The 20,605-nt window shown below is 60.2% G+C and carries 18 protein-coding genes; 9 read left to right on the forward strand and 9 right to left on the reverse strand.

What is annotated here, in order from left to right; genetic code table 11:
• Positions 1-412: 412 nt before the first annotated feature.
• Entirely contained in the window at positions 413-904 is a 492-nt protein-coding gene (locus KGB29_RS22555; protein ID WP_150812958.1) for a hypothetical protein, read from the forward strand.
• A 91-nt stretch (positions 905-995) separates the two neighbouring features.
• Here the strand turns inward: KGB29_RS22555 and emhC are convergent, their stop codons facing one another.
• From emhC to emhA, 3 genes are read right to left on the reverse strand one after another with little or no spacing between them, the layout of a single operon-like run.
• The gene (gene emhC / locus KGB29_RS22560) at positions 996-2,456 is read right to left on the reverse strand and encodes an efflux RND transporter outer membrane subunit EmhC (protein ID WP_057716083.1); all 1,461 of its coding nucleotides are present in this window, start codon (positions 2,454-2,456) and stop codon (positions 996-998) included.
• Positions 2,456-5,617, reverse strand: a complete 3,162-nt coding sequence (gene emhB, locus KGB29_RS22565; RefSeq protein ID WP_057716082.1) for an efflux RND transporter permease subunit EmhB — start codon at positions 5,615-5,617, stop codon at positions 2,456-2,458. The genes emhC and emhB overlap by 1 nt, the downstream gene beginning before the upstream one ends.
• A 3-nt stretch (positions 5,618-5,620) precedes the next feature.
• Positions 5,621-6,778: an efflux RND transporter periplasmic adaptor subunit EmhA gene (emhA, locus tag KGB29_RS22570; RefSeq protein WP_057716081.1), complete on the reverse strand. Its 1,158-nt coding sequence runs from the start codon at positions 6,776-6,778 to the stop codon at positions 5,621-5,623.
• Positions 6,779-7,055: 277 nt separating this feature from the next.
• Here emhA and emhR point away from each other — a divergent pair, with 277 nt between their 5' ends.
• Entirely contained in the window at positions 7,056-7,688 is a 633-nt protein-coding gene (emhR, locus tag KGB29_RS22575; protein WP_057716080.1) for an efflux system transcriptional repressor EmhR, read from the forward strand.
• Between the two features lie 307 nt (positions 7,689-7,995).
• On the opposite strand, the gene KGB29_RS22580 is transcribed toward emhR, so the two are convergent.
• The 4 genes from KGB29_RS22580 to KGB29_RS22595 form a co-directional block, all read right to left on the reverse strand.
• Positions 7,996-8,529: a hypothetical protein gene (locus KGB29_RS22580; RefSeq protein WP_057716079.1), complete on the reverse strand. Its 534-nt coding sequence runs from the start codon at positions 8,527-8,529 to the stop codon at positions 7,996-7,998.
• Positions 8,530-8,790: 261 nt separating this feature from the next.
• Positions 8,791-9,840 (reverse strand): alkene reductase, encoded by a 1,050-nt coding sequence (locus KGB29_RS22585; protein WP_102672173.1) that lies wholly within the window; start codon positions 9,838-9,840, stop codon positions 8,791-8,793.
• A 21-nt stretch (positions 9,841-9,861) separates the two neighbouring features.
• On the reverse strand, positions 9,862-11,031 hold the full coding sequence (locus tag KGB29_RS22590; protein WP_223616487.1) for an MFS transporter: 1,170 nt from the start codon (positions 11,029-11,031) through the stop codon (positions 9,862-9,864).
• 34 nt (positions 11,032-11,065) lie between these two features.
• Positions 11,066-11,368, reverse strand: a complete 303-nt coding sequence (locus KGB29_RS22595; protein ID WP_008019443.1) for an ArsR/SmtB family transcription factor — start codon at positions 11,366-11,368, stop codon at positions 11,066-11,068.
• Positions 11,369-11,538: 170 nt separating this feature from the next.
• On the opposite strand from KGB29_RS22595, the gene KGB29_RS22600 reads away from it, so the two are divergent.
• On the forward strand, positions 11,539-12,117 hold the full coding sequence (locus KGB29_RS22600; protein ID WP_090453573.1) for an ACP phosphodiesterase: 579 nt from the start codon (positions 11,539-11,541) through the stop codon (positions 12,115-12,117).
• 107 nt (positions 12,118-12,224) lie between these two features.
• Here the strand turns inward: KGB29_RS22600 and KGB29_RS22605 are convergent, their stop codons facing one another.
• Entirely contained in the window at positions 12,225-13,016 is a 792-nt protein-coding gene (locus KGB29_RS22605; protein ID WP_154909678.1) for a lysophospholipid acyltransferase family protein, read from the reverse strand.
• Entirely contained in the window at positions 13,016-13,771 is a 756-nt protein-coding gene (olsB, locus tag KGB29_RS22610) for an L-ornithine N(alpha)-acyltransferase (RefSeq protein WP_007996073.1), read from the reverse strand. The genes KGB29_RS22605 and olsB overlap by 1 nt, the downstream gene beginning before the upstream one ends.
• 155 nt (positions 13,772-13,926) lie before the next feature.
• On the opposite strand from olsB, the gene KGB29_RS22615 reads away from it, so the two are divergent.
• From KGB29_RS22615 to KGB29_RS22640, 6 genes are all read left to right on the forward strand, one after another.
• On the forward strand, positions 13,927-14,814 hold the full coding sequence (locus KGB29_RS22615) for an acyl-CoA dehydrogenase family protein (protein ID WP_150812965.1): 888 nt from the start codon (positions 13,927-13,929) through the stop codon (positions 14,812-14,814).
• 155 nt (positions 14,815-14,969) lie between these two features.
• Positions 14,970-16,064: a serine hydrolase domain-containing protein gene (locus KGB29_RS22620; RefSeq protein WP_223473827.1), complete on the forward strand. Its 1,095-nt coding sequence runs from the start codon at positions 14,970-14,972 to the stop codon at positions 16,062-16,064.
• Entirely contained in the window at positions 16,061-16,384 is a 324-nt protein-coding gene (locus tag KGB29_RS22625; protein ID WP_057716071.1) for a hypothetical protein, read from the forward strand. The genes KGB29_RS22620 and KGB29_RS22625 overlap by 4 nt, the downstream gene beginning before the upstream one ends.
• Before the next feature lie 153 nt (positions 16,385-16,537).
• Positions 16,538-17,713: a M20 aminoacylase family protein gene (locus KGB29_RS22630; protein WP_154946609.1), complete on the forward strand. Its 1,176-nt coding sequence runs from the start codon at positions 16,538-16,540 to the stop codon at positions 17,711-17,713.
• Positions 17,714-17,794: 81 nt separating this feature from the next.
• Complete coding sequence (locus KGB29_RS22635; protein WP_154946608.1) at positions 17,795-19,105, forward strand: citrate-proton symporter; 1,311 nt, start codon at positions 17,795-17,797, stop codon at positions 19,103-19,105.
• Positions 19,102-20,550, forward strand: coding sequence for an amidase (locus KGB29_RS22640; RefSeq protein ID WP_223473828.1), 1,449 nt, complete (start codon positions 19,102-19,104; stop codon positions 20,548-20,550). Before KGB29_RS22635 ends, KGB29_RS22640 begins: the two co-directional genes overlap by 4 nt.
• Positions 20,551-20,605 lie beyond the last annotated feature (55 nt).

A 20,605-nucleotide genomic window follows, 5' to 3' on the forward strand; every position in this document is an offset into this window, starting at 1 on the left:
AAACGGGGGGGGCCGCAATCGGGGGGATTGCAGACGAGTCATTGAGTTGTCTGGAAAAAAGAACGTGATCAGCCGGACGGTGCAGGGCGCGCAGACATGGTGTCGAACCTGATGTTATTGGTCTTGTGGAGCGGATGGTGCGGGGAATGTACTAGATGGTTCAATTGCTGGCGGCGGGTTTTGGGCGATTATCGAACATAAAATTTTGTAGCGTTTCATGGATGGCGAAGTGTACGGAGATTTATAAAAACACGATGTGCTTTAAGTTTTATTTAACTCTTTAAATTGCATGTGTGCGGGCGGGGTGTCAACCTGTTAAATCTGACAGTTGTTTTGGAAGATGTTGAGGTCTAGCATTTTTTTTTGGTTGTCTTTTGAAATGTGATCTTAATACGTCGGTTAGGAGATTGTCATGAGCGAAATAATGATTAATTCTGCGGAAGATTGGAACGACGAACAGGTGAAAGAACATCCTGTCCGTGGAAGAATAAATCTGACTCTTCGGGTTGACCCACCTGACAGTGATTCGGGAGTCGAGATCCAGTTAAGGAAATTGTTTTTTGTCTGGAAACAGTCTGCGCCCCATTTTGCACTGTTTGCCAAAGGAGAGGATGAACACGCTGGAACGGAGCTGTATCTTTCGGGCTATGGATTGGAGGCTGGCAAGACGTACGTTATTTCGGATGATCTTAAGGATGTGAGTGCACGGTTTGAAAGAGAGGGAACAACGAGCTACCCCCGGACTCCAGCTGAAGGAACACTTACTATCAGATCCATTGATTCTGAATCAATTGAAGGTTATTTCCGATTTGTTTTTAATAATACTGGCAAGGAGGATAAGCGGAAGATTGATGTTTATGGTACTAGTTTTACGATCGGGTATTCGGATGTGAAAGTTAGTTGAGTTTATTTCGATGATTGGCGAGTGGAAGGTGTTTTAAGTAACGCATCATGAAGTATCGAGCTTCATGGTGCGTCACTGTTTTACTAAGCGATCAGAAATACTTCATCTTCGGCGCTTCTTCTTTCAACGGCTCGTTCTTCGCCGTCTGTTCGTTCCAGCCACCACCCAGGGCCTTGTACAGGTTGACCTGGCTGACCAGCTGCGCCAGTCGGTCGGTGATCAGCACCTGCTGCGCACTGAACAGCTGACGCTGGGCATCGAGGAAGGTCAGGTTGCTGTCGACACCGATGCGGTAACGACGCTCGGCCAGGCGGTAGTAGTCCTGGTTGGCACTGACGAAATCTTTCTGTGCCTGCAACTGCTGGACGTAGGTCTGGCGGGCAGCCAGGCCGTCGGCGACTTCCTGGAAGGCCGTTTGAATGGACTTCTCGTAGTTCGCCACGCCGATGTCTTTCTGGATTTTCGAGTAATCCAGGCTGGCGCTCAGGGCGCCGGCGTTGAAGATCGGCAGGTTGATCTGCGGTTGGAACAACCAGGTGCCCGAACCACCCTTGAACAGACCGGACAGGTCCGGGCTCAGGGTGCCGGCATTGGCCGTGAGGCTGATGCTCGGGAAGAACGCAGCCCGCGCCGCGCCGATGTTGGCATTGGCGGCCTTCAGGTTGTACTCGGCCTGAAGGATGTCCGGACGACGATGCAGCAGGTCCGACGGCAGGCCGGGTGGAACGTCGCTCAGCAGGTCGTCGTCAAGTGGTTTGGCCGCTTGCAGGTTGGCCGGGACACCGGTGCCGAGCAGCAGCACCAGGCTGTTCTCGTCCTGGGCGACCTGACGGGTGTACTTGGCCAGTTGCGCACGGGCGTTTTCCACCGAGGTGCGCGACTGTGCCAGGTCCAGGGCCGAGGCGACGCCGACTTCGTTGCTGCGGGCGGTGAGCTTGTAGCTCTCCTCGAAGGCGGCGAGGGTGTCCTGGGTCAGCTTGTACAGTTCCTTGTCGGCCTGCCAGGTCAGGTAGGCATTGGCCACGCTGGCCACCAGGCTGATCTGCGTGCTGCGGCGGCCCTCTTCAGTGGCGAAGTACTTCTGCAACGCTTCTTCGTTCAGGCTGCGAACCCGACCGAACAGATCGAGTTCATAGGCGCTGACGCCAACAGTTGCCGAGTAGGAACTGCTGATGCCGGCTTCGCCGGTCTGGGAAGCATCAGCCGGAAGCCGCTGACGGCTGCCGCTGCCATTGGCCGAGACGGCCGGGAACAGATCGGCACGGGAGATGCGGTATTGAGCCGCGAACGCGTCGATGTTCAGGGCCGCGACACGCAGGTCACGGTTGTTTTCCAGAGCAACCTGGATCAGCTGTTGCAGCGCCGGGTCATGGAAAAACTGCTTCCAGCCCTGCTCGGCAGCCGCTTGCGCCGGTGCCTGGGCCGGCGAGTACGCCGGGCCCTGCGGGTACTGGCCCGCCACCGGCGCTTCGGGCTGCTGATAGTCAGGTATCAGCGAGCAGCCACCGAGCACGAAGGCGGCGACTGCCAGGGAGAGTAGCGACTTGCTCATTAGCCAGCCTCTTTAGAAGTTTCAATAGCGTCATCCTGGTCGGCGATTTTGCGCTGGCCAATGGACGACACGGTGACGAAGAACAGCGGGACCCAGAAGATCGCCAGCACAGTGGCCGTGATCATACCGCCGATTACGCCGGTACCGATTGCATGCTGGCTACCGGAGCCCGCACCGGTGGATATCGCCAGTGGTACCACACCGAGGACGAAGGCGAGCGAGGTCATGATGATCGGTCGCAGACGCATGCGGCAGGCTTCGATCGCTGCATCGCGCAGGCTACGCCCTTGTTCGTGCAATTCCTTTGCAAATTCGACAATCAGAATGGCGTTTTTCGCCGCCAGACCGATAGTCGTCAACAAACCTACCTGGAAGTACACGTCGTTGGACAAACCACGCAGGCTGGTGGCCATCAGCGCACCGATGATCCCCAGCGGTACAACCAACATCACCGCGATCGGAATCGACCAGCTTTCATACAACGCCGCCAGACACAGGAACACCATCAGCAGCGACAGGGCGTACAGCGCTGGTGCTTGCGAACCGGACAGACGCTCTTCGTACGACAGGCCGGTCCAGGAAATACCGACACCCGCCGGCAGTTTCTTGGCAATGGCCTCGACTTCGAGCATGGCTTCACCGGTGGAATAGCCTGGCGCCGGGGCACCGAGGATTTCCATCGCTTCCACGCCGTTGTAACGGGCCAGTTTCGGCGAACCGTAAATCCACTCGCCCTTGGCGAACGCCGAGAACGGAACCATGTTGCCGGTACTGTTGCGCACGTACCACTTCTGCAGGTCTTCAGGGCCCATTCGAGCGCCTGGCTGGCCTTGCACGTACACCTTCTTCACCCGGCCACGGTCGATGAAGTCGTTGACGTAGCTACTGCCCAGGGCAATCGACAGGGTGTTGTTGATGTCGGCGATGGTAATGCCCAGGGCACTGGCCTTCTCGTCATCGATTTCCAGCTGGTATTGCGGTTCGTCGTTCAGGCCGTTCGGACGCACCTGAGACAGGATCTTGCTTTGTGCGGCCATGCCGAGGAACTGGTTGCGCGCTTCCATCAGTTTTTCGTGGCCGATACCGGCACGGTCCTGCAGGAACACGTCGAAACCGGTGGCGTTACCCAGTTCCAGTACCGCCGGTGGCGCGAAGGCGAACACCATGGCATCGCGGAAGGTGAAGAAGTGCTGTTGGGCACGGGCCGCCACCTTGAACACATTGTTGTCGGCGTTACGTTCGTCCCACGGTCTGAGCATGATGAACGCCATACCCGAACTCTGGCCACGGCCGGCGAAGTTGAAGCCGGTCACGGTAAACACCGAGTTCACCGCATCGCCTTCGCCGCCATCCTTGCCAGGTCGCAGCAGGAATTCACGCATTTCGTCCACGACCACCTGGGTGCGCTGGGACGTCGAACCGGCCGGGGTCTGCACCTGGGCGAACAGTACACCCTGGTCTTCTTCCGGCAGGAACGCCGTTGGAATGCGGGTGAACAGCCAGATCATGCCAACCACGATCAGCAGGTACGCCAGCAGATACGGGATCTTGCGCTGCAGGATATTGCCGACACCGCGCTCGTAGCTGCGAACGCCACGGTCGAAATTGCGGTTGAACCAGCCAAAGAAACCACGCTTGGGTACGCCGTGCTCGCCTTTGGGAATCGGCTTGAGCATGGTGGCGCAAAGCGCCGGGGTGAAGATCAGCGCGACCAGTACCGACAGGGCCATGGCCGAGACGATGGTGATCGAGAACTGCTTGTAGATCACACCGGTGGAACCGCTGAAGAACGCCATCGGCAGCAGAACCGCCGACAACACCAGGGCGATACCGACCAGTGCACCCTGGATCTGGCCCATGGACTTCTTGGTGGCTTCCTTGGGTGACAGACCTTCTTCGCTCATCACCCGTTCGACGTTTTCCACCACGACGATGGCGTCGTCCACCAGCAAGCCGATGGCCAGCACCATGCCGAACATGGTCAGGGTGTTGATGCTGAAACCGGCGGCCGCGAGGATGCCGAATGTACCGAGCAATACCACCGGCACGGTCATCGTGGTGATGATGGTGGCGCGGAAGTTCTGCAGGAACAGGAACATCACCAGGAACACCAGGGCGACCGCTTCGACCAGGGTGTGAACCACGCCCTTGATCGATTCGGTTACGACCGGAGTGGTGTCATACGGAAACACCACTTCCATCCCTTGCGGGAAGAACGGCTTGAGGCTGTCGATGGTCGCGCGCAGGGCCTTGGCGGTATCGAGCGCGTTGGCACCGGTGGCCAGTTTCACCGCCAGGCCGGAAGCCGGGGCACCGTTGAACTGGGCGTTGATGCTGTAGTTCTCACCCCCCAGGCCGACTTCGGCAACATCCCTCAAGCGAACCTGGGAACCGTCCTTGTTGACCTTGAGCAGGATCTTTTCGAACTCTTCCGCGGTCTGCAGGCGGGTCTTGCCGATGATGGTCGCGTTCAACTGGGTGCCGGGCAGGGCAGGCAGGCCGCCGAGCTGGCCGGACGACACCTGGACGTTTTGCGCGGCGATAGCGGTCTTGACGTCGATCGGGGTCAGGTTGAAGTTGTTCAACTTGGCCGGGTCGAGCCAGATTCGCATGGCGTACTGGGAACCGAACACCTGGAAGTCGCCGACACCGGCGGTCCGCGAGATCGGGTCCTGCATGTTCGACACGATGTAGTTGGACAGGTCGTCCTTGGTCATGCTGCCGTCACGCGACACCACGCCGATCACCAACAGGAAGTTCTTCACCGCCTTGGTGACGCGGATACCTTGCTGTTGCACTTCTTGCGGCAACAGCGGGGTGGCCAGGTTCAGCTTGTTCTGGACCTGGACCTGCGCGGTGTCGGAGTTGGTGCCTTGCTCGAAGGTCGCGGTAATGGTCATGGTGCCGTCGGAGTTACTTTCCGACGAGACATAACGCAGGTTGTCGATACCGTTGAGCTGTTGCTCGATCACCTGAACCACGGTGTCCTGAACCGTTTGTGCCGAAGCACCCGGGTAGGCCACGGAGATGGCGATCGCTGGAGGCGCAATGCTCGGGTACTGGTTGATTGGCAGTCTGAGGATCGATAGTGCCCCGACCAGCATGATCACCAGGGCAATTACCCAGGCGAAAATCGGACGGTCGATAAAAAATTTCGACATGGTTTACTCCCCTTTGCCGCCAGAGGCTTTATCAGCTACCTGGGCGGGGGCCGGGTTCTTTACGGCTACGTTGGTCGCTTCACTGGCCTTGACTTCGATGCCAGGTTTGACGAATTGCAGACCTTCGGTGATCAGGCGATCGCCGGCCTTCAGGCCGTCTTCGATCAGCCATTGGTTACCGACGGTGCGGTTGGCCTTGAGTTGACGCAGTTCGACCTTGTTGTCCGGGCCGACAACCAGTGCGGTCGGCGTACCTTTGAGGTCGCGGGTCACGCCTTGCTGCGGGGCCAGGATCGCCGCGCTGTTCACACCGGCCAGCAACTTGGCGTGCACGAACATGCCAGGCAGAAGGGTGTGGTCAGGGTTCGGGAAAATGGCGCGCAGGGTGACGGAACCGGTGGTCTGGTCAACCGAGATTTCGGAGAACTCCAGCTTGCCGTCCAGCTTGTAGTCGCTGCCGTCTTCGAGGGTCAGCTTGACCGAAGCCGTGTTGTCGCCGGCTTTCTGCAGGCGACCGCTTTCCAGCTCACGGCGCAGTTGCAGCAGCTCGACCGAGGACTGCGTCACGTCGACGTAGATCGGGTCGATTTGCTGGATCACCGCCATCGCATCGGCCTGGGCATTGCTCACCAGCGCGCCTTCGGTCACCGAGGAGCGGCCGATGCGGCCGGTCAGCGGGGCATAGACCTTGGTGTAGCGCACGTTGATCTGCGCGGTTTGCAGCGCGGCTTCCGATTGCAGGCGGTTGGCCACGGCGGTGTCGTATTCCTGACGGCTTACGGCTTGTTCGTTGACCAGTTGCTGGTAGCGGTCGGAAATCGACTTGGTCGAGCGCAGGTTGGCTTCAGCGCTTTTCAGCGTCGCTTCATAGACCGACGGATCGATCTGGTACAGCTGCTGGCCGGCCTTGACGTCACTGCCTTCCTTGAACAGGCGCTTGAGAATGATGCCGTTGACCTGTGGGCGGACTTCGGCAATGCGGAACGCACTGGTACGGCCGGGCAGATCGGATGTCAGGGTGAAAGCTTGAGGTTGCAGAGTCACGACGCCGACCTGAGGCGGTGGGGCGGCCGGTGCTGCCTCTTCCTTTTTGCATCCGCTGAGCAGCGATGCCAGGGCGACGGCGGCGACCAGAGCGGTAACAGCTGGCTTGAATTGCATGAAAATCCTCGGGTCAGGCACGCAAGGTGCGCACTAGAAAGGTGGAAGGTTGAAAAATGTTTGCCGAGTGGATAAGTAGCTTGCTAAGGAATATACTTACGTACATGGCTGTTTGTAAATACCCAGGCTGCGTATCAACGCCGTTACACAAGCCGCTACACAAGCCGTTGAAAGGTTGGAATTGTAGGCCGGGGACGAATCCCCGGAACGTTCGCCCCACTTTTATTCAGCTGATGTTCAGGCATCGCTGAAGCACCCTGATTGAGGTTGTACTGCCATGGTCCGTCGTACCAAAGAGGAAGCTCAGGAAACCCGCGCGCAAATTCTCGTGGCGGCCGAAAAGGCCTTTTTCGAGCGAGGCGTGGCACGCACGACCCTGGCGGACATCGCGACCCTGGCCGGCGTCACTCGAGGGGCCATCTACTGGCATTTCAGCAACAAGGCGGATCTGGTGCAGGCCATGCTCGACACTCTGCATGAGCCGCTGGAAGAAATGGCCAAGGCCAGCGAAAGCGAAGACGAACTCGATCCTCTGGGCTGCATGCGAAAGTTGCTGATTCATTTGTTTCATCAAATTGCGCTGGACCCGAAAACCCGACGCATCAATGAGATTCTTTTTCATAAGTGCGAATTCACCGATGAAATGTGCGACCTGCGCCAACAACGGGTGTCAGCCAGCCTCGAATGCAATGTGCGGATCGGTCTGGCCCTGAGTAATGCAGTGAATCGCGGTCAGTTGCCGGAAAACCTCGACACGGCCCGCGCCGCGATCAGCTTGCATGCTTATATTGATGGCATCCTGTACCAGTGGCTGCTGGCCCCCGACAGCTTTGAATTGCACGCCGAAGCCGAGCGTTGGGTCGATACCGGGCTGGATCTGTTGCGCTTTAGCCCCAGCCTGTGCAAATGAAACAAAATGATAAATTGGCTCCCTGCAAGTCAACCGTTGAAGTCACCGAGGATCATTTTACTTCGCGTGCCTTTTTTGCAATGGGGGCTTTTATATACGGACGTGTGCCAGGTTGACAGCTACCAGGCTACATAATTTGTAGGAATTTTGTGTCGAGCTTGCATGGGGAGTGAACCTCGTGCGGATTCCACTACTGCTAAAAAGAACCCCGGATTTGCGAGCCGGGGCCTGGAATGTGGCGAAGAAAATGCATCAGCAAGCTGATTTGATACGTTTTTTCACCGGCGTCTTTTCTATCTGATCAGTATCAACCGACTATCAAGTCGACGCTAAAACTGAAGGGCGCCTCTTTATTCTTTTTCGTGATGTCGGCAGTGACCTTATATGAGCTGTTGCTGTTGCCGGATCGCGTTATTGTTTTTGACCAATTTGGTTTCAGGTTCGGATGCAGGACGCCGAAAACCACTGAAACTGTCAGCTGAATAGCTAGCGTGAATATTAATCCATCTTCGGTAATGTACGAGAACTGTTGCAGGATCGGGGCGAACTTTCTTTTGTTGTAATACATTCCATTACTTGAGAAGTCCCGAAGGTAAGGAAGATCGAGGGTTTGCTCATCGTTCGCTTCGATTTCGAAAGCTGATAGCGAGGTTCCGGTCAAATCCCAGCCTGCTTTCAAGAGCCGGATCGGGCCATCGGTGTTGTTGGAAATGTTAATGGTCATTATGGTGTATTGATTGGGGAATTTACTGGCTGAAGCAGAAAAAATGCTGGAATCATCAGGTTCATATTCTGTGCGTGCAATGATGCGAGGCACGTTTATCGGGCCATTGTTGTTCATGCTGTTAATCCTTTAAAGTTATTGAGAGGCTTTCCGTGGCGCTCGGAATGTTGTAGCGAAGCGTTGTGAAGTATTAGATTGTTCTGTTGGGTTTGTCTGGGGTTTAATTGTAATTTTGTATTGAGGTACGTGCAGGTGTGATGCAAATTTAGATGGCAGGTAAGTTGTCAGAGATTTAAGTATGACAAGCGGGTTTTGGCTTGTTTAAAGCAAAAAAAACCCGACGTCCAAAACGCCGGGCTATTCGAGTTTTTCGCAGGCCTACAAGGTTGGATAGTCGATGTAACCGACAGGCCCCTTGGCGTAGAACAGTTCCGGACGCGCTTCGTTCAACGGCGCGTCAGCCTGCAAGCGTGCCGGCAGGTCAGGGTTGGCAATGAAAGGTACACCGAAGGCGACTGCATCGGCCTGGCCACTGGCGAGTAACGCGTTGGCGCTGTCCTTGGTGAAACGCTCGTTGGCAATGTAGGGGCCGCCGAAGGCTTCCTTGAGCTGCGGGCCGAGGCTGTCGGCACCTTCTTTCTCCCGCGAGCAGATGAAGGCAATGCCACGCTTGCCCAGTTCGCGAGCGACATAGGTGAACGTTTCAGCGAGGTTGTCGTCGCCCATGTCATGCAGGTCGGCGCGTGGCGACAGGTGCACCCCCACGCGGCCGGCGCCCCAGGTTTCGATGGCGGCGTCTGTCACTTCCAGCAGCAGACGGGCACGGTTTTCCAGGGAGCCGCCGTAGTTATCGGTCCGCTGGTTGGTGCTGCTTTGCAGGAACTGGTCGAGCAGGTAACCGTTGGCGGCATGGATTTCCACACCGTCGAAGCCGGCGGCCTTGGCGTTCTCGGCACCGACGCGGTAAGCGTCGACGATGTCGGCGATTTCAGCGGTTTCCAGGGCGCGCGGTACAGGGAAGTCGGCCAGCGGACGAACCAGGCTGACGTGGCCCTTGGGCTGGATGGCACTCGGAGCGACCGGGGCTTCATCGTTCAGGTACAAACCGTGGGAAATGCGACCCACATGCCACAGTTGCAGGAAGATTTTGCCGCCCGCGCCATGGATAGCCTTGGTCACGTTGGACCAGCCACGCACTTGATCGTTGGACCAGATGCCCGGGGTGTCCGGGTAGCCGACGCCCATTGGGGTCACCGAAGTGGCCTCGCTGAGGATCAGGCCGGCGGTGGCACGTTGCACGTAGTACTCGGCCATCAGCGCATTGGGCACGCGGCCTTCGTCGGCGCGGCAGCGGGTCAGTGGCGCCATGATGATGCGGTTGGCCAACTCGAGGTCGCCCAGTTTGATCGGATCGAAAATAGTCGTCATTTAGTGGCTCTCTTTTGGAGATCAGTTAGAAGTAGCTGGGGCCAGGTCGGGATTGCCGCCCTGACGGAAAGTAATCAGGGTCACCAGCAGGGCGAGTACCGCCAGTGCGGCTGCCGCGAGCGGCACGCTGGTCAGGCCGAAGCCGTGGGCAATCACGCTGCCGCCGACCCAGGCACCCAGAGCGTTGCCGATGTTGAAAGCGCCGATGTTCAGGGTCGACACCAGGTTCGGTGCGGCCTTGCCGAAGGTCACCACGTTCACTTGCAGCGCCGGTACGGCGGCGAAGCACGCGGTGGCCCAGAGGAACAGGGTGATTTCGGTAGGGATCAGCGCGACGCTGGTCCAGGTCAGCACGGTGGACACCACGGCCATGGTGACGAACACACCGATCAGCGTCGCGGCCATGCCTTTGTCGGCCAGCTTGCCGCCGATGATGTTGCCGACCGTCAGACCCAGACCGATGAGCATCAGGGTCCAGGTCACGCCACGGGGCGAAACGCCGGTGACTTCGCCGAGCAGCGGGGCGACGTAGGTGAACAGGGTGAACACCGAGGCGGCGAACAGCGCGGTCATGCTCAGGGACAGCCAGATGCCGCCGCCCTTGAGTGCGGCCAATTCGGCGCGCATGTCGAGTTTCTCTTCATCACGCTTGGCCGGCAGGAAGCGGATCAAGCCGATCAGCGCGATCAAACCGATCACGGTCACGGCCCAGAAGGTCGAACGCCAGCCGGCTTCCTGACCGAGTGCGGTGCCCAGCGGTACGCCGAGGACGTTGGCCAGGGTCAGGCCGGTGAACATCAGGGCCACGGCCGAAGCGCGTTTGTTCGCAGGCACCAGGCCGGCGGCTACCACTGAACCGATACCGAAGAAGGCGCCATGGCAGAGGGCGGTGACCACACGGGCGAACATCAGCACGTTGTAGTCGCCGGCCACTGCGCAAAGCAGGTTGCCGACAATGAAGATGCCCATCAACGCCACCAGGGCTGCCTTGCGCGGCAGTCTGGCGGTGGCCAGCGCCATGAACGGCGCGCCGATGGCCACGCCCAGGGCGTAACCGGTCACCAGCCAGCCGGCACCGGGAATCGACACACCGAGGTCCGCCGCCACGTTGGGCAGCAGGCCCATGATGACGAACTCGGTGGTGCCGATGGCGAAGGCGCTCAAGGCCAGGATGAGTAGCGAGAGGGGCATGTTTAATTCCTTGTCGGCCGACTGACGTTAAGGGTCAGAGCTCTTTACTGAAGGTTTTGAGGAATTCCTGGATGGTTTCCTCGTTGCGTTTGAAAAAATGCCACTGGCCGACTTTGCGGCTGCTGATCAGGCCGGCGCGTTGCAGGGTCGCCAGGTGTGCGGACACCGTGGACTGCGACAGGCCGCAACGTTGATCGATCTGCCCGGCACAAACGCCGTGCTCGTTACTGTGGGACTGGTCGGGAAATTCGACGGTCGGGTCCTTGAGCCAGTGCAGGATGTCTCGCCGTACTGGGTGTGCCAGGGCTTTTATTATTTCGTCGAGATTGATGGTCATGATGTGGGCTCGTGATTTTTAAAACGCTATATCGCGATGAGGCGAACTTTAAATCGGTATTTCGCGATATACAAATATGATTTGGCTCTGACCAACTCACATTTCGGTATATCGAGTTATAACGATATGTTGAGTGTAACAAGGCAAGGGGGCAGTGCTAAGCTGCGCCCATGAACTATCTCGCACATCTTCACCTTGGTGGCCAGCGTCCCGGCCAATTGCTCGGCAGTCTGTATGGCGATTTCGTCAAGGGACGCCTGCAAGGGCAGTTCGCTCCGGACATCGAGGGGGCTATCCAGTTGCACCGCAGCATCGACGTGTTCACCGACCGCCATCCGCTGGTGGACGTCGCGTTGTCGCGTTTCTCCCTGACCCGTCGTCGCTACGCGGGTATCGTGCTCGATGTGTTTTTCGACCATTGCCTGGCCCGGGACTGGACGCTGTATGCCGACCGGCCCCTGGCGTTGTTCACTTCGGACGTTTACCGGGTGCTGTCCAGCGAACGGCAATTGCCGGAGCGGCTGGCGAGGATTGCGCCGCACATGGTGGCCAATGACTGGCTGGGTTCGTATCAGGAATTCGAAGTGCTGGAGCAGGTGTTGCGCGGGATCTCGCGACGCCTGACCCGGCCGGAAGAACTGGCGGCGGCGATGCAGGAATTGCGGCGGTTGTATGAACCGTTGAGCGAGGACTTCAGGTTGTTCTATCCGCAGCTTCAGGATTTTGCCCGGAACTATCCAACACCATAAAACCCCTGTGGGAGCGGGCTTGCTCGCGAAGGCGGTGTATCAGCTGACATCTGAGCTGAATGACATTCCGCCTTCGCGAGCAAGCCCGCTCCCACAGGGGATGTTTTTCAAGCTGCGATAGCTGGGCGCATCGGCACTTGCTGTTTTTCCGGAATCGCCCCGAACAACACCTTCTGCACCGCCTGCTGCGCCTCGAACGCCAGTGCCGCGCGTTCCCGGCCTTCGCAAGCGATTGGCTTGAGCAGATGAATCTCCACGCCGCCACGGTCATTGGCGAACAACCGCATCAGATGCGACAGCAAGTCATCGTCGCCAATGAACGGCGCCAGCGCGCAAGGCTCGCCGTCACGCACATAACGAATCGCCACCGGCTGCATCGCCACTTCGGAATCGATGGCGGCGGACAGCAGGCGGCCGTGAAAGGTACGTAGCGAACGGCCATCGGTGGTGGTGCCTTCGGGGAACATCAGCAGCGGGTGTGCCTGTTCCAGGTGACGGGTCATCTGCTTGCGGATCAACTGGCTGTCACCCGAGCCACGGCGGATAAACAGGCTGCCGGCTTTGGCCGCCAGCCAGCCGGCTACCGGCCAGGTGCGCACTTCGGCCTTGGACAGGAACGACAGCGGTGTGAGCATGCCCAGCAGCGGGATGTCGGTCCAGGACACGTGGTTGCTGACCCAGAGCATCGGTGCCTTCGGCAACTCGCCGTGGACGGTCACGTCGAAGGGCAGGGCATTGCTCAGGCGGGCCATGAAAAACCGCGACCAGCGTTGCCGGCGCGCCATCGAATGGGCCATGCCCAAGCGCTCGAACAGCCCGAACACACTGGCCATGCCCAAGCCCAGCGTAACCACCATCAGCACTCGCGCGATTCGCGCGTACACCCGCAACCGGCCCATTACACAGCCGCCTTGAAGTGTTTGGCGTAACGCGGGCAGAGTTCGTCGCGCTTGAGCAGGATGAACACGTCGGCGACCTGGAAGTCTTCGTCCCAGCATGGCTCGCCGCAGATCTTCGCGCCCAGGCGCATGTAGGCCTTGAGCAGCGGTGGCATTTCGGCGATCACGTTCGACGGGATGTCGAGGCTCGGCAGCGGGTTTTTCGGCTCGGCGCGCAGATGTTCGGTGCACAGGTAGCGTTCGCGCAGACGTTGCATGATCGCGTGGGCCTGCACGCCGCCATCCTGCATCGGAATGCTCGCACAACCCATCAGGTAGCTGTAGCCGCCCTGGTTCAGGACTTCGGCCAGCTCGCCCCAGAGCACGGCGATGGTGCCGCCATTGCGGTAGGCCGGGTCGACACAGGTGCGACCGATTTCCAGGATCGGGCCTTGCAGGTGCACCAGACCGTGGAGGCTGAACTCTTCTTCGCTGTAGAATTTGCCCAGGCTGCTGGCAGCCGTGTGGTCGAGTAAACGGGTGGTTGCCACCAGGCGCCCGGTGTTCAAGTCACGCACGCCGATGTGGGCGCAGTGAACGTCGTAGTCATCCATGTCCAGACCCAGTTCAGCGCCCTTGAGTTTGGCGTTGAATTCGCCGCTGAACACATTGAAGCGCAAGGCCTGGGCTTCCTGCAAAGCCTCGGCGCCCACCAGGCGTTCGGCTTGCAGGCGGCGTTCGTTGCCGGTGTCGCTGATGCGGGCGATCTGAGTCATGGCGAATCTCCGTGCGGGCTGCTCACCCGTCTTTGGGCTACAGCGAATCGACTTTCTTTGTCTAGCCGTGTTGTGCAAAGTCAGGCTATGTAGCCCCGGTGTCATCGCCATTAAGCTTTGGTGATGCTTATATGACAGCCTTCGAGGAGCCTCTTATGCCCTGGCAAACCCTGTTGAACCGCCGTGACCGATTGCCTGCCAACCCGGATCTGGCGGAAGGTTTCGCGACCTTGTTGCAGCAGTTGGGAACGGTCACTCCGTTTGAATTGGCGGTGCTTGGCGGGCGGTTGATGGCGACACCGGGGCTAGCGTTTCTGGTGGGGTATCAGGCGGCCTTGCGCATGCTCTGGCCGAGCGCGCCACTGAGCCTGGGCGCGTTGTGCGCCACCGAACAGCGCAGCCTGCGCCCGGCCGATATGCAAACCCGACTGAGCGATTTGCGCCTGAGCGGACGCAAGGATTTCGTCACCGCCGGCAATGCCGCCGACTGGCTGCTGGTGGCGGCGCGCAGCGAGGAGCCTGGCGCCGATCCACGCTTGAGCCTGGCGGTGATCTATCGCGATGAGCCGGGTGTGCGGGTGGAAAAGCTGGCGCCGCTCCCGTTGATGCCGGACATCAGCCATGGCCGGTTGTTTCTGGATAACGCGCTGTGCGAGTTGCTCGCAGGGGATGGTTGGGACGCTTACGTCAAACCGTTCCGAACTTTGGAAGACATCTATGTGCTGAGCGCCATGACAGCGTGGTTGTATGGCGTTGGCCAGGAATGCGATTGGCCGCAAGGCTTGCAATTGCGGTTGCTGGGGTTGCTGGCGGGGTGCGCGGAAACCAGCCGCCAGCCACCTACCCATCCGGCCGGGCATGTGTTGCTTGGCGGGTTGTTTGCGCAGTTCGAAGGGCTCAAGGCTGAAGTGAATGAGGCGCTGGCCGGAGGGCCTCAAGAGTGGGCGGCGATGTGGCAGCGGGATCAGGCGGTGATGGATTTGGCTGCAGGGGCGCGGGGCAAGCGATTGGCGAAGGCTCTGGCGCAATCTTCGCTGCCCTGACTGGCCTCTTCGCGAGCAAGCCCGCTCCCACATTTGAAATGCATTCCCCTGTGGGAGCGAACTTGCTCGCGATGGCGGCCTGATTGGCAGCATGAATTCCTGAACTGTCATCAACCTCGACTAGGCTCAGCAGGTTCAATCTTCGAGCCCCCGTCATGCCCAAAGGCCTGTCCCTGATTTTCCTGCTGTTGCTCAGCCTCACGACCCAGGCTGAAAGCTGGCCCGCCGAGCAATGGCCGACCGCGCCGACGCCCGCTGGCCCGGCGCTTCAAGCCCTGGAGGCCTATGCCTTCCCATCCCGCGATGACACCACTCGCCAGGGCATTCGCACCGATGCCTTGCTGGTGATCCGCGACGGCCAGTTGATCTACGAACGCTACGCCGGCCCGACGACGGCCGAGACGCCGCACCTGACCTGGTCGATCAGCAAGAGCCTGATGGCCGCGGTCCTCGGTGTGGCTTACGGCGAAGGCTTGTTCAAACTCGGCGACCCTGTGGCGAAGTTTTATCCGCCCCTGCAAAAATACCCCGACCTGACCATGGCCGACCTGCTGCACTGGGCCTCGGGCCTGGATTGGCAGGAAGACTACGAATATGCACCGCTGAAGTCTTCGGTAGTGGCCATGCTCTACACCGGCGGTCACCACGACATGGCTGCGTTCACCGCGGCCCATGCCGAGTACGCGGCGCCGGGCCAGGCGTTTCGCTACTCCAGCGGTGACAGCAACCTGTTGTCCGCCGCGCTGAAAACCATCGTCGGCCCCGGCCGCTATCCGGACTATCCGTGGACTGCGCTGTTCGAGCCGCTGGGCATCCGCCAAGCCGTGTGGGAAACCGATGCCACAGGCACTTTCGTTGCTTCGTCCTATGCCTATCTCACTGCACGGGACCTGGCCCGGGTCGGTCTGTTGATGGCCCGCGAGGGGCGCTGGGCAGACAGGCAACTGCTGCCCAGGGACTGGGTGGCGTTCAACCGCGAGCCGTTCGCTCACTATCACGCCGATCAAGACGAGGCCGTCCCCGGCGGCCAGTGGTGGCTCAATCGAGCCGTTGAGGGCGCGGCACGCCCCTGGCCCGATGCCCCCGTCGACACCTTCGCCGCGCTGGGGCATTGGGGCCAGGCGATGTACGTGATCCCCAGTGAACAGCTGGTGATCGTCCGCTACGGCGATGACCGCGACGGCACTTACCGGCACAACCAATTGCTCCAGCTCGCGCTCAAGGCCTTTTCCGGGAAGGTGCAGCCATGAGCGGTTTCATTCGCCGTCGACCGCTCAGTTCCCTGTTGTTGATCCTGCTGATCGCCTTGCTCGGCTGGATCTGGCACGAGCGGGTGGCGCTGTGGGCGTTCCCCGACATCATCAGCGCCTACACCGCCAAGGAATACTGTTCGTGCCGCTACGTGATGAACAACGATGCCGAGTACTGCCACGGTTATGTGAAACAGTGGCTGCCCGCCAGCGGCTTTACCGATGACCCGGCCGGCAAGCGTGTCTCGGTCAGTGGCATGGGCCGCAGCAACAGCGCGGTGTGGATCGGCGAGCGCCAGGGTTGTCGTTTGCAGCCTTGATATCCCTTCAGGTTCCACTCTGTGGAACCACATTCGATTGTCCTGGCGCGTGACTCGCGGTTATCTGGCGGTGAGCGCGACCTGCCTTTGATGTGTCGCGAAATCACCGCGAACAACAAGAACGGGACTACACCCGGCCCGAGGACAATCGTCATGACCCGATATCAGCACATCCTTGCCTGGCTCAACGACGTGGCCAGCGACCTGCACGCCACCCGCCAGGACATCCACGCCCACCCGGAACTCGGCTTCGAGGAAAACCGCACCTCGGCGCTGGTGGCCAAATCACTCGAAGAGTGGGGTTATGAAGTGCACACCGGCATCGGCAAGACCGGTGTGGTTGGAGTCCTGCGCAATGGCAGCAGCCTGCGCAAACTCGGGATACGGGCGGACATGGATGCGCTGCCGATCATGGAGAATACCGGCGCGACCTACAGCAGCCGGCATCAGGGCTGCATGCACGCCTGTGGGCATGACGGTCACACCACGATGTTGCTGGGCGCGGCGAGATACCTGGCGGCGACCCGTCAGTTCGACGGCACCCTGACGTTGATTTTCCAGCCTGCCGAAGAGGGGCAGGGCGGTGCCGAAGCGATGCTCGCCGATGGCTTGCTCGAACGTTTCCCGTGCGATGCGCTGTTCGGCATGCACAACATGCCGGGGCTACCCGCCGGCCATTTGGGTTTTCGTGAGGGGCCGATGATGGCCTCCCAGGATTTGCTTAACGTGACCATCGAAGGTGTCGGCGGCCACGGCTCGATGCCGCATCTGGCGGTCGATCCGCTGGTGGCGGCGGCCAGTGTGGTCATGGCCCTGCAAACCGTGGTCGCGCGCAACATCGATGCGCAGCAGGCGGCGGTGGTTACGGTTGGCGCGTTGCAGGCCGGGGAGGCGGCCAACGTCATTCCACAACAGGCGATCCTGCGCCTGAGCCTTCGCGCGCTGAATGCCCAGGTGCGCGAGCAGACCCTCGACCGCGTACGCGCGATCATCGAGTCCCAGGCGCAAAGCTTCGGTTGCAGCTCGCGCATCGAACATCGTCCGGCCTACCCGGTGCTGGTCAACCACGCGGCTGAAACCGAATTCGCTCGGCAAGTCGGCGTCGAGCTGGTCGGTGCCGATGCAGTCGATGCCAATACCCCCAAGCTCATGGGCAGTGAAGACTTCGCCTGGATGCTGCAACGCTGCCCCGGCGCCTACCTGTTCATCGGCAATGGCGTATCGCGGCCGATGGTCCACAACCCCGCGTATGACTTCAACGACGACATCCTGCTGACCGGCGCCGCGTACTGGGGCGCGCTGACCGAGAGCTGGCTCAAGCCGGCCTGATGTCCTCACTTTCTACTGCCGCTGGACCGGGCGCGCGCTGTCGTGCCCGCCGTTACCCACCAGGTTTTTGGAGAGTTCCCCATGCACACTTCGAGCACAGGCGTTTCGCGCACCCGGCAGGTAGTCGCCGCCGTTATCGGCAATGCCCTGGAATGGTATGACTTCATCGTTTATGGCTTTCTGGCCAGCATCATCGCCCGGCAGTTTTTCCCGTCCGAGGACGAACACGCCTCATTGCTGATGGCCCTGGCGACTTTCGGCGTCGGCTTTTTCATGCGTCCGGTGGGCGGCATTTTGTTGGGCATGTATTCAGACCGCAAAGGGCGCAAGGCGGCGATGCAGATGATCATTCGCCTGATGACCGTATCCATCGCACTGATTGCGTTTGCGCCGAACTACGCCGCCATCGGCATGGGTGCGCCGCTGTTGATCGTGGTTGCGCGGATGCTGCAAGGCTTCGCCACGGGCGGCGAGTACGCCAGCGCCACGGCGTTCCTGGTGGAGAGCGCCCCGGCACACCGCAAGGGGTTGTATGGCTCGTGGCAATTGGTCGGGCAATGCCTGGCGGTGTTCTCCGGGGCGGCGATGGTCGCATTGTTCACCCACCTGCTGACCCCCGAGGCACTCGACAGCTGGGGCTGGCGGATTCCCTTTGTGCTGGGCTTGCTGATCGGCCCGGTCGGGCTGTGGATTCGCAAACACATGGAAGAGCCGGAGGAGTTTCTCGAGGCGCGCAAGCAGGCCAAAGGCGCGAGCCCAAGCTTGATGCAAGTGCTCCGCGAACACCGGCGCAGCATTCTGGTGTCCATGGGCCTGGCCTGTGGTGCGACCGTGTCGTTTTACGTGGTGTTGGTGAACATGCCGACCTTCGCCCACAAGAATCTCGGCCTGCCGCTGGATCAGGTGCTGCTGGTGCAAATGCTGGCGGTGGCGCTGATGACCGTGGTGATTCCGTTGTCTGGCGCGTTGTCGGACCGCCTCGGCCGCCGCCCGGTGTTGATGGCCTTCACCCTGGCGTTTTTCCTGATGGTGTATCCGCTGTATGTGTGGGTGGCGGCGGCGCCATCGGTGGAGCGTTTGCTGGTGATGCAACTGTTACTGTGCAGTGCGATCGGTGGGTTTTTCGGCCCGGCTCCGACCGCGCTGGCCGAGCAGTTCCCGATCGAAGTGCGCTCCACCGGGGTGTCGGTGGCTTACAACGTTGCGGTCATGGTCTTCGGCGGATTCGCGCCGCTGATCGTCACCTGGCTGAGCAAGGTCCTGGCGACGCCGGTGGCGCCATCGTTCTACGTGTTGTTCGCCTGCTTGCTGACGTTGCTCGGTACCTACTGCATGCAGGAAGCACCACGGGCAAAAAGATCCGTTGAACTCAATCTTGGGGTGAAACCTTGAGCAGCAATCCGATTGTTGAAATGGACGCCGATGCACTGTCCCGGGCCATTCATGGGCGGCAGGTGTCCTGTTGTGAGGTGATGCAGGCGTATCTGGCGCAGATCGAACGCTTCAATCCACAGGTCAATGCGCTGGTGTCCCTACGCCCGGCCGAGGCATTGCTGGCAGAGGCCGACGAGTGTGATCGGCAGCTCGACCGGGGGCAGTCCCGAGGCTGGATGCACGGCATGCCGCAAGCGGTCAAAGACCTGGCGGCCACCGCCGGTTTGCGCACCACCATGGGCTCGCCGCTGTTCGCCGAGCAGGTTCCGCAACACGACGCCATCAGCGTGGCGCGGGTGCGTGACTGTGGGGCGATCATTATCGGCAAGAGCAACGTCCCGGAATTCGGCCTCGGCTCGCAAACCTACAACAGCGTGTTCGGCACCACCACCAACGCCTACGATCCGACCTTGGTTGCCGGCGGCAGCAGCGGCGGGGCGGCGGTGGCGCTGGCGTTGCGCATGCTGCCGGTGGCCGACGGCAGCGACATGATGGGCTCGCTGCGCAATCCGGCGGCGTTCAACAACGTCTACGGATTTCGTCCGTCCCAGGGGCGCGTGCCGTTCGGGCCAGGACCTGAGATGTTCGTCCAGCAACTGGCCACCGAAGGACCGATGGGCCGCACGGTCACCGATGTTGCCCGTTTGCTTGGCACCCAGGCTGGGTACGATCCGCGCGTGCCGTTGTCGCTGACTGAAGATCCGGGGATGTTTCACCTGTCGTTGCAGCAGGATTTCAGGGATGTCCGGCTGGGCTGGCTGGGGGACTACAATGGCTACCTGCCGATGGACCCCGGTGTCATGAGCCTGTGTGAATCGGCGCTGCAGGACTTCGCCACACTGGGTTGCAAAGTCGAGTCCTGTCAGCCGGACTTCTCCATGGAGCGCCTGTGGCAAACCTGGCTGGTGCATCGCCACTGGCTGGTGCAAGGCAGCCTCGGCGGGTTGTATGCCGATCCGCAAAAACGCGAACTGCTCAAACCCGAAGCCCGATGGGAGGTCGAGGGCGGGCTGCGTCTGACAGCGGCGGATGTCTATCAGGCCTCGGTCAGTCGCAGCGAGTGGTATCGAGCGCTGAACGAATTGTTCGAACGTTACGATTTTCTGTTGCTGCCCACCGCCCAAGTGTTTCCTTTTGATGCACAAACACCATGGCCACGCGTCGTTGGCGGGCAGAGCATGGACACTTACCACCGCTGGATGGAGGTTGTCATCGGGCCGACCCTGGCCGGGTTGCCGAGCATGAATGTGCCGGTGGGTTTCAACCCCGCCGGGTCGCCGATGGGCCTGCAAATCATTGGCCCGGCCCAGGCCGACCGCGCGGTGTTGCAACTGGCGTATGCCCATGAGCAGTTGACTCAATGGGTCAAGCGCAGGCCGCCGGGCTGTCTGCAAAATGCCTGAGCCTGACGGACAGGCCCGCATCTTGCTGTGCTTTTTAAAAAGAGCAGCGGTCATC

This window comes from Pseudomonas sp. BF-B-30, assembly GCF_019956305.1.
Taxonomy (GTDB): Bacteria; Pseudomonadota; Gammaproteobacteria; order Pseudomonadales; family Pseudomonadaceae; genus Aquipseudomonas; species Aquipseudomonas jessenii.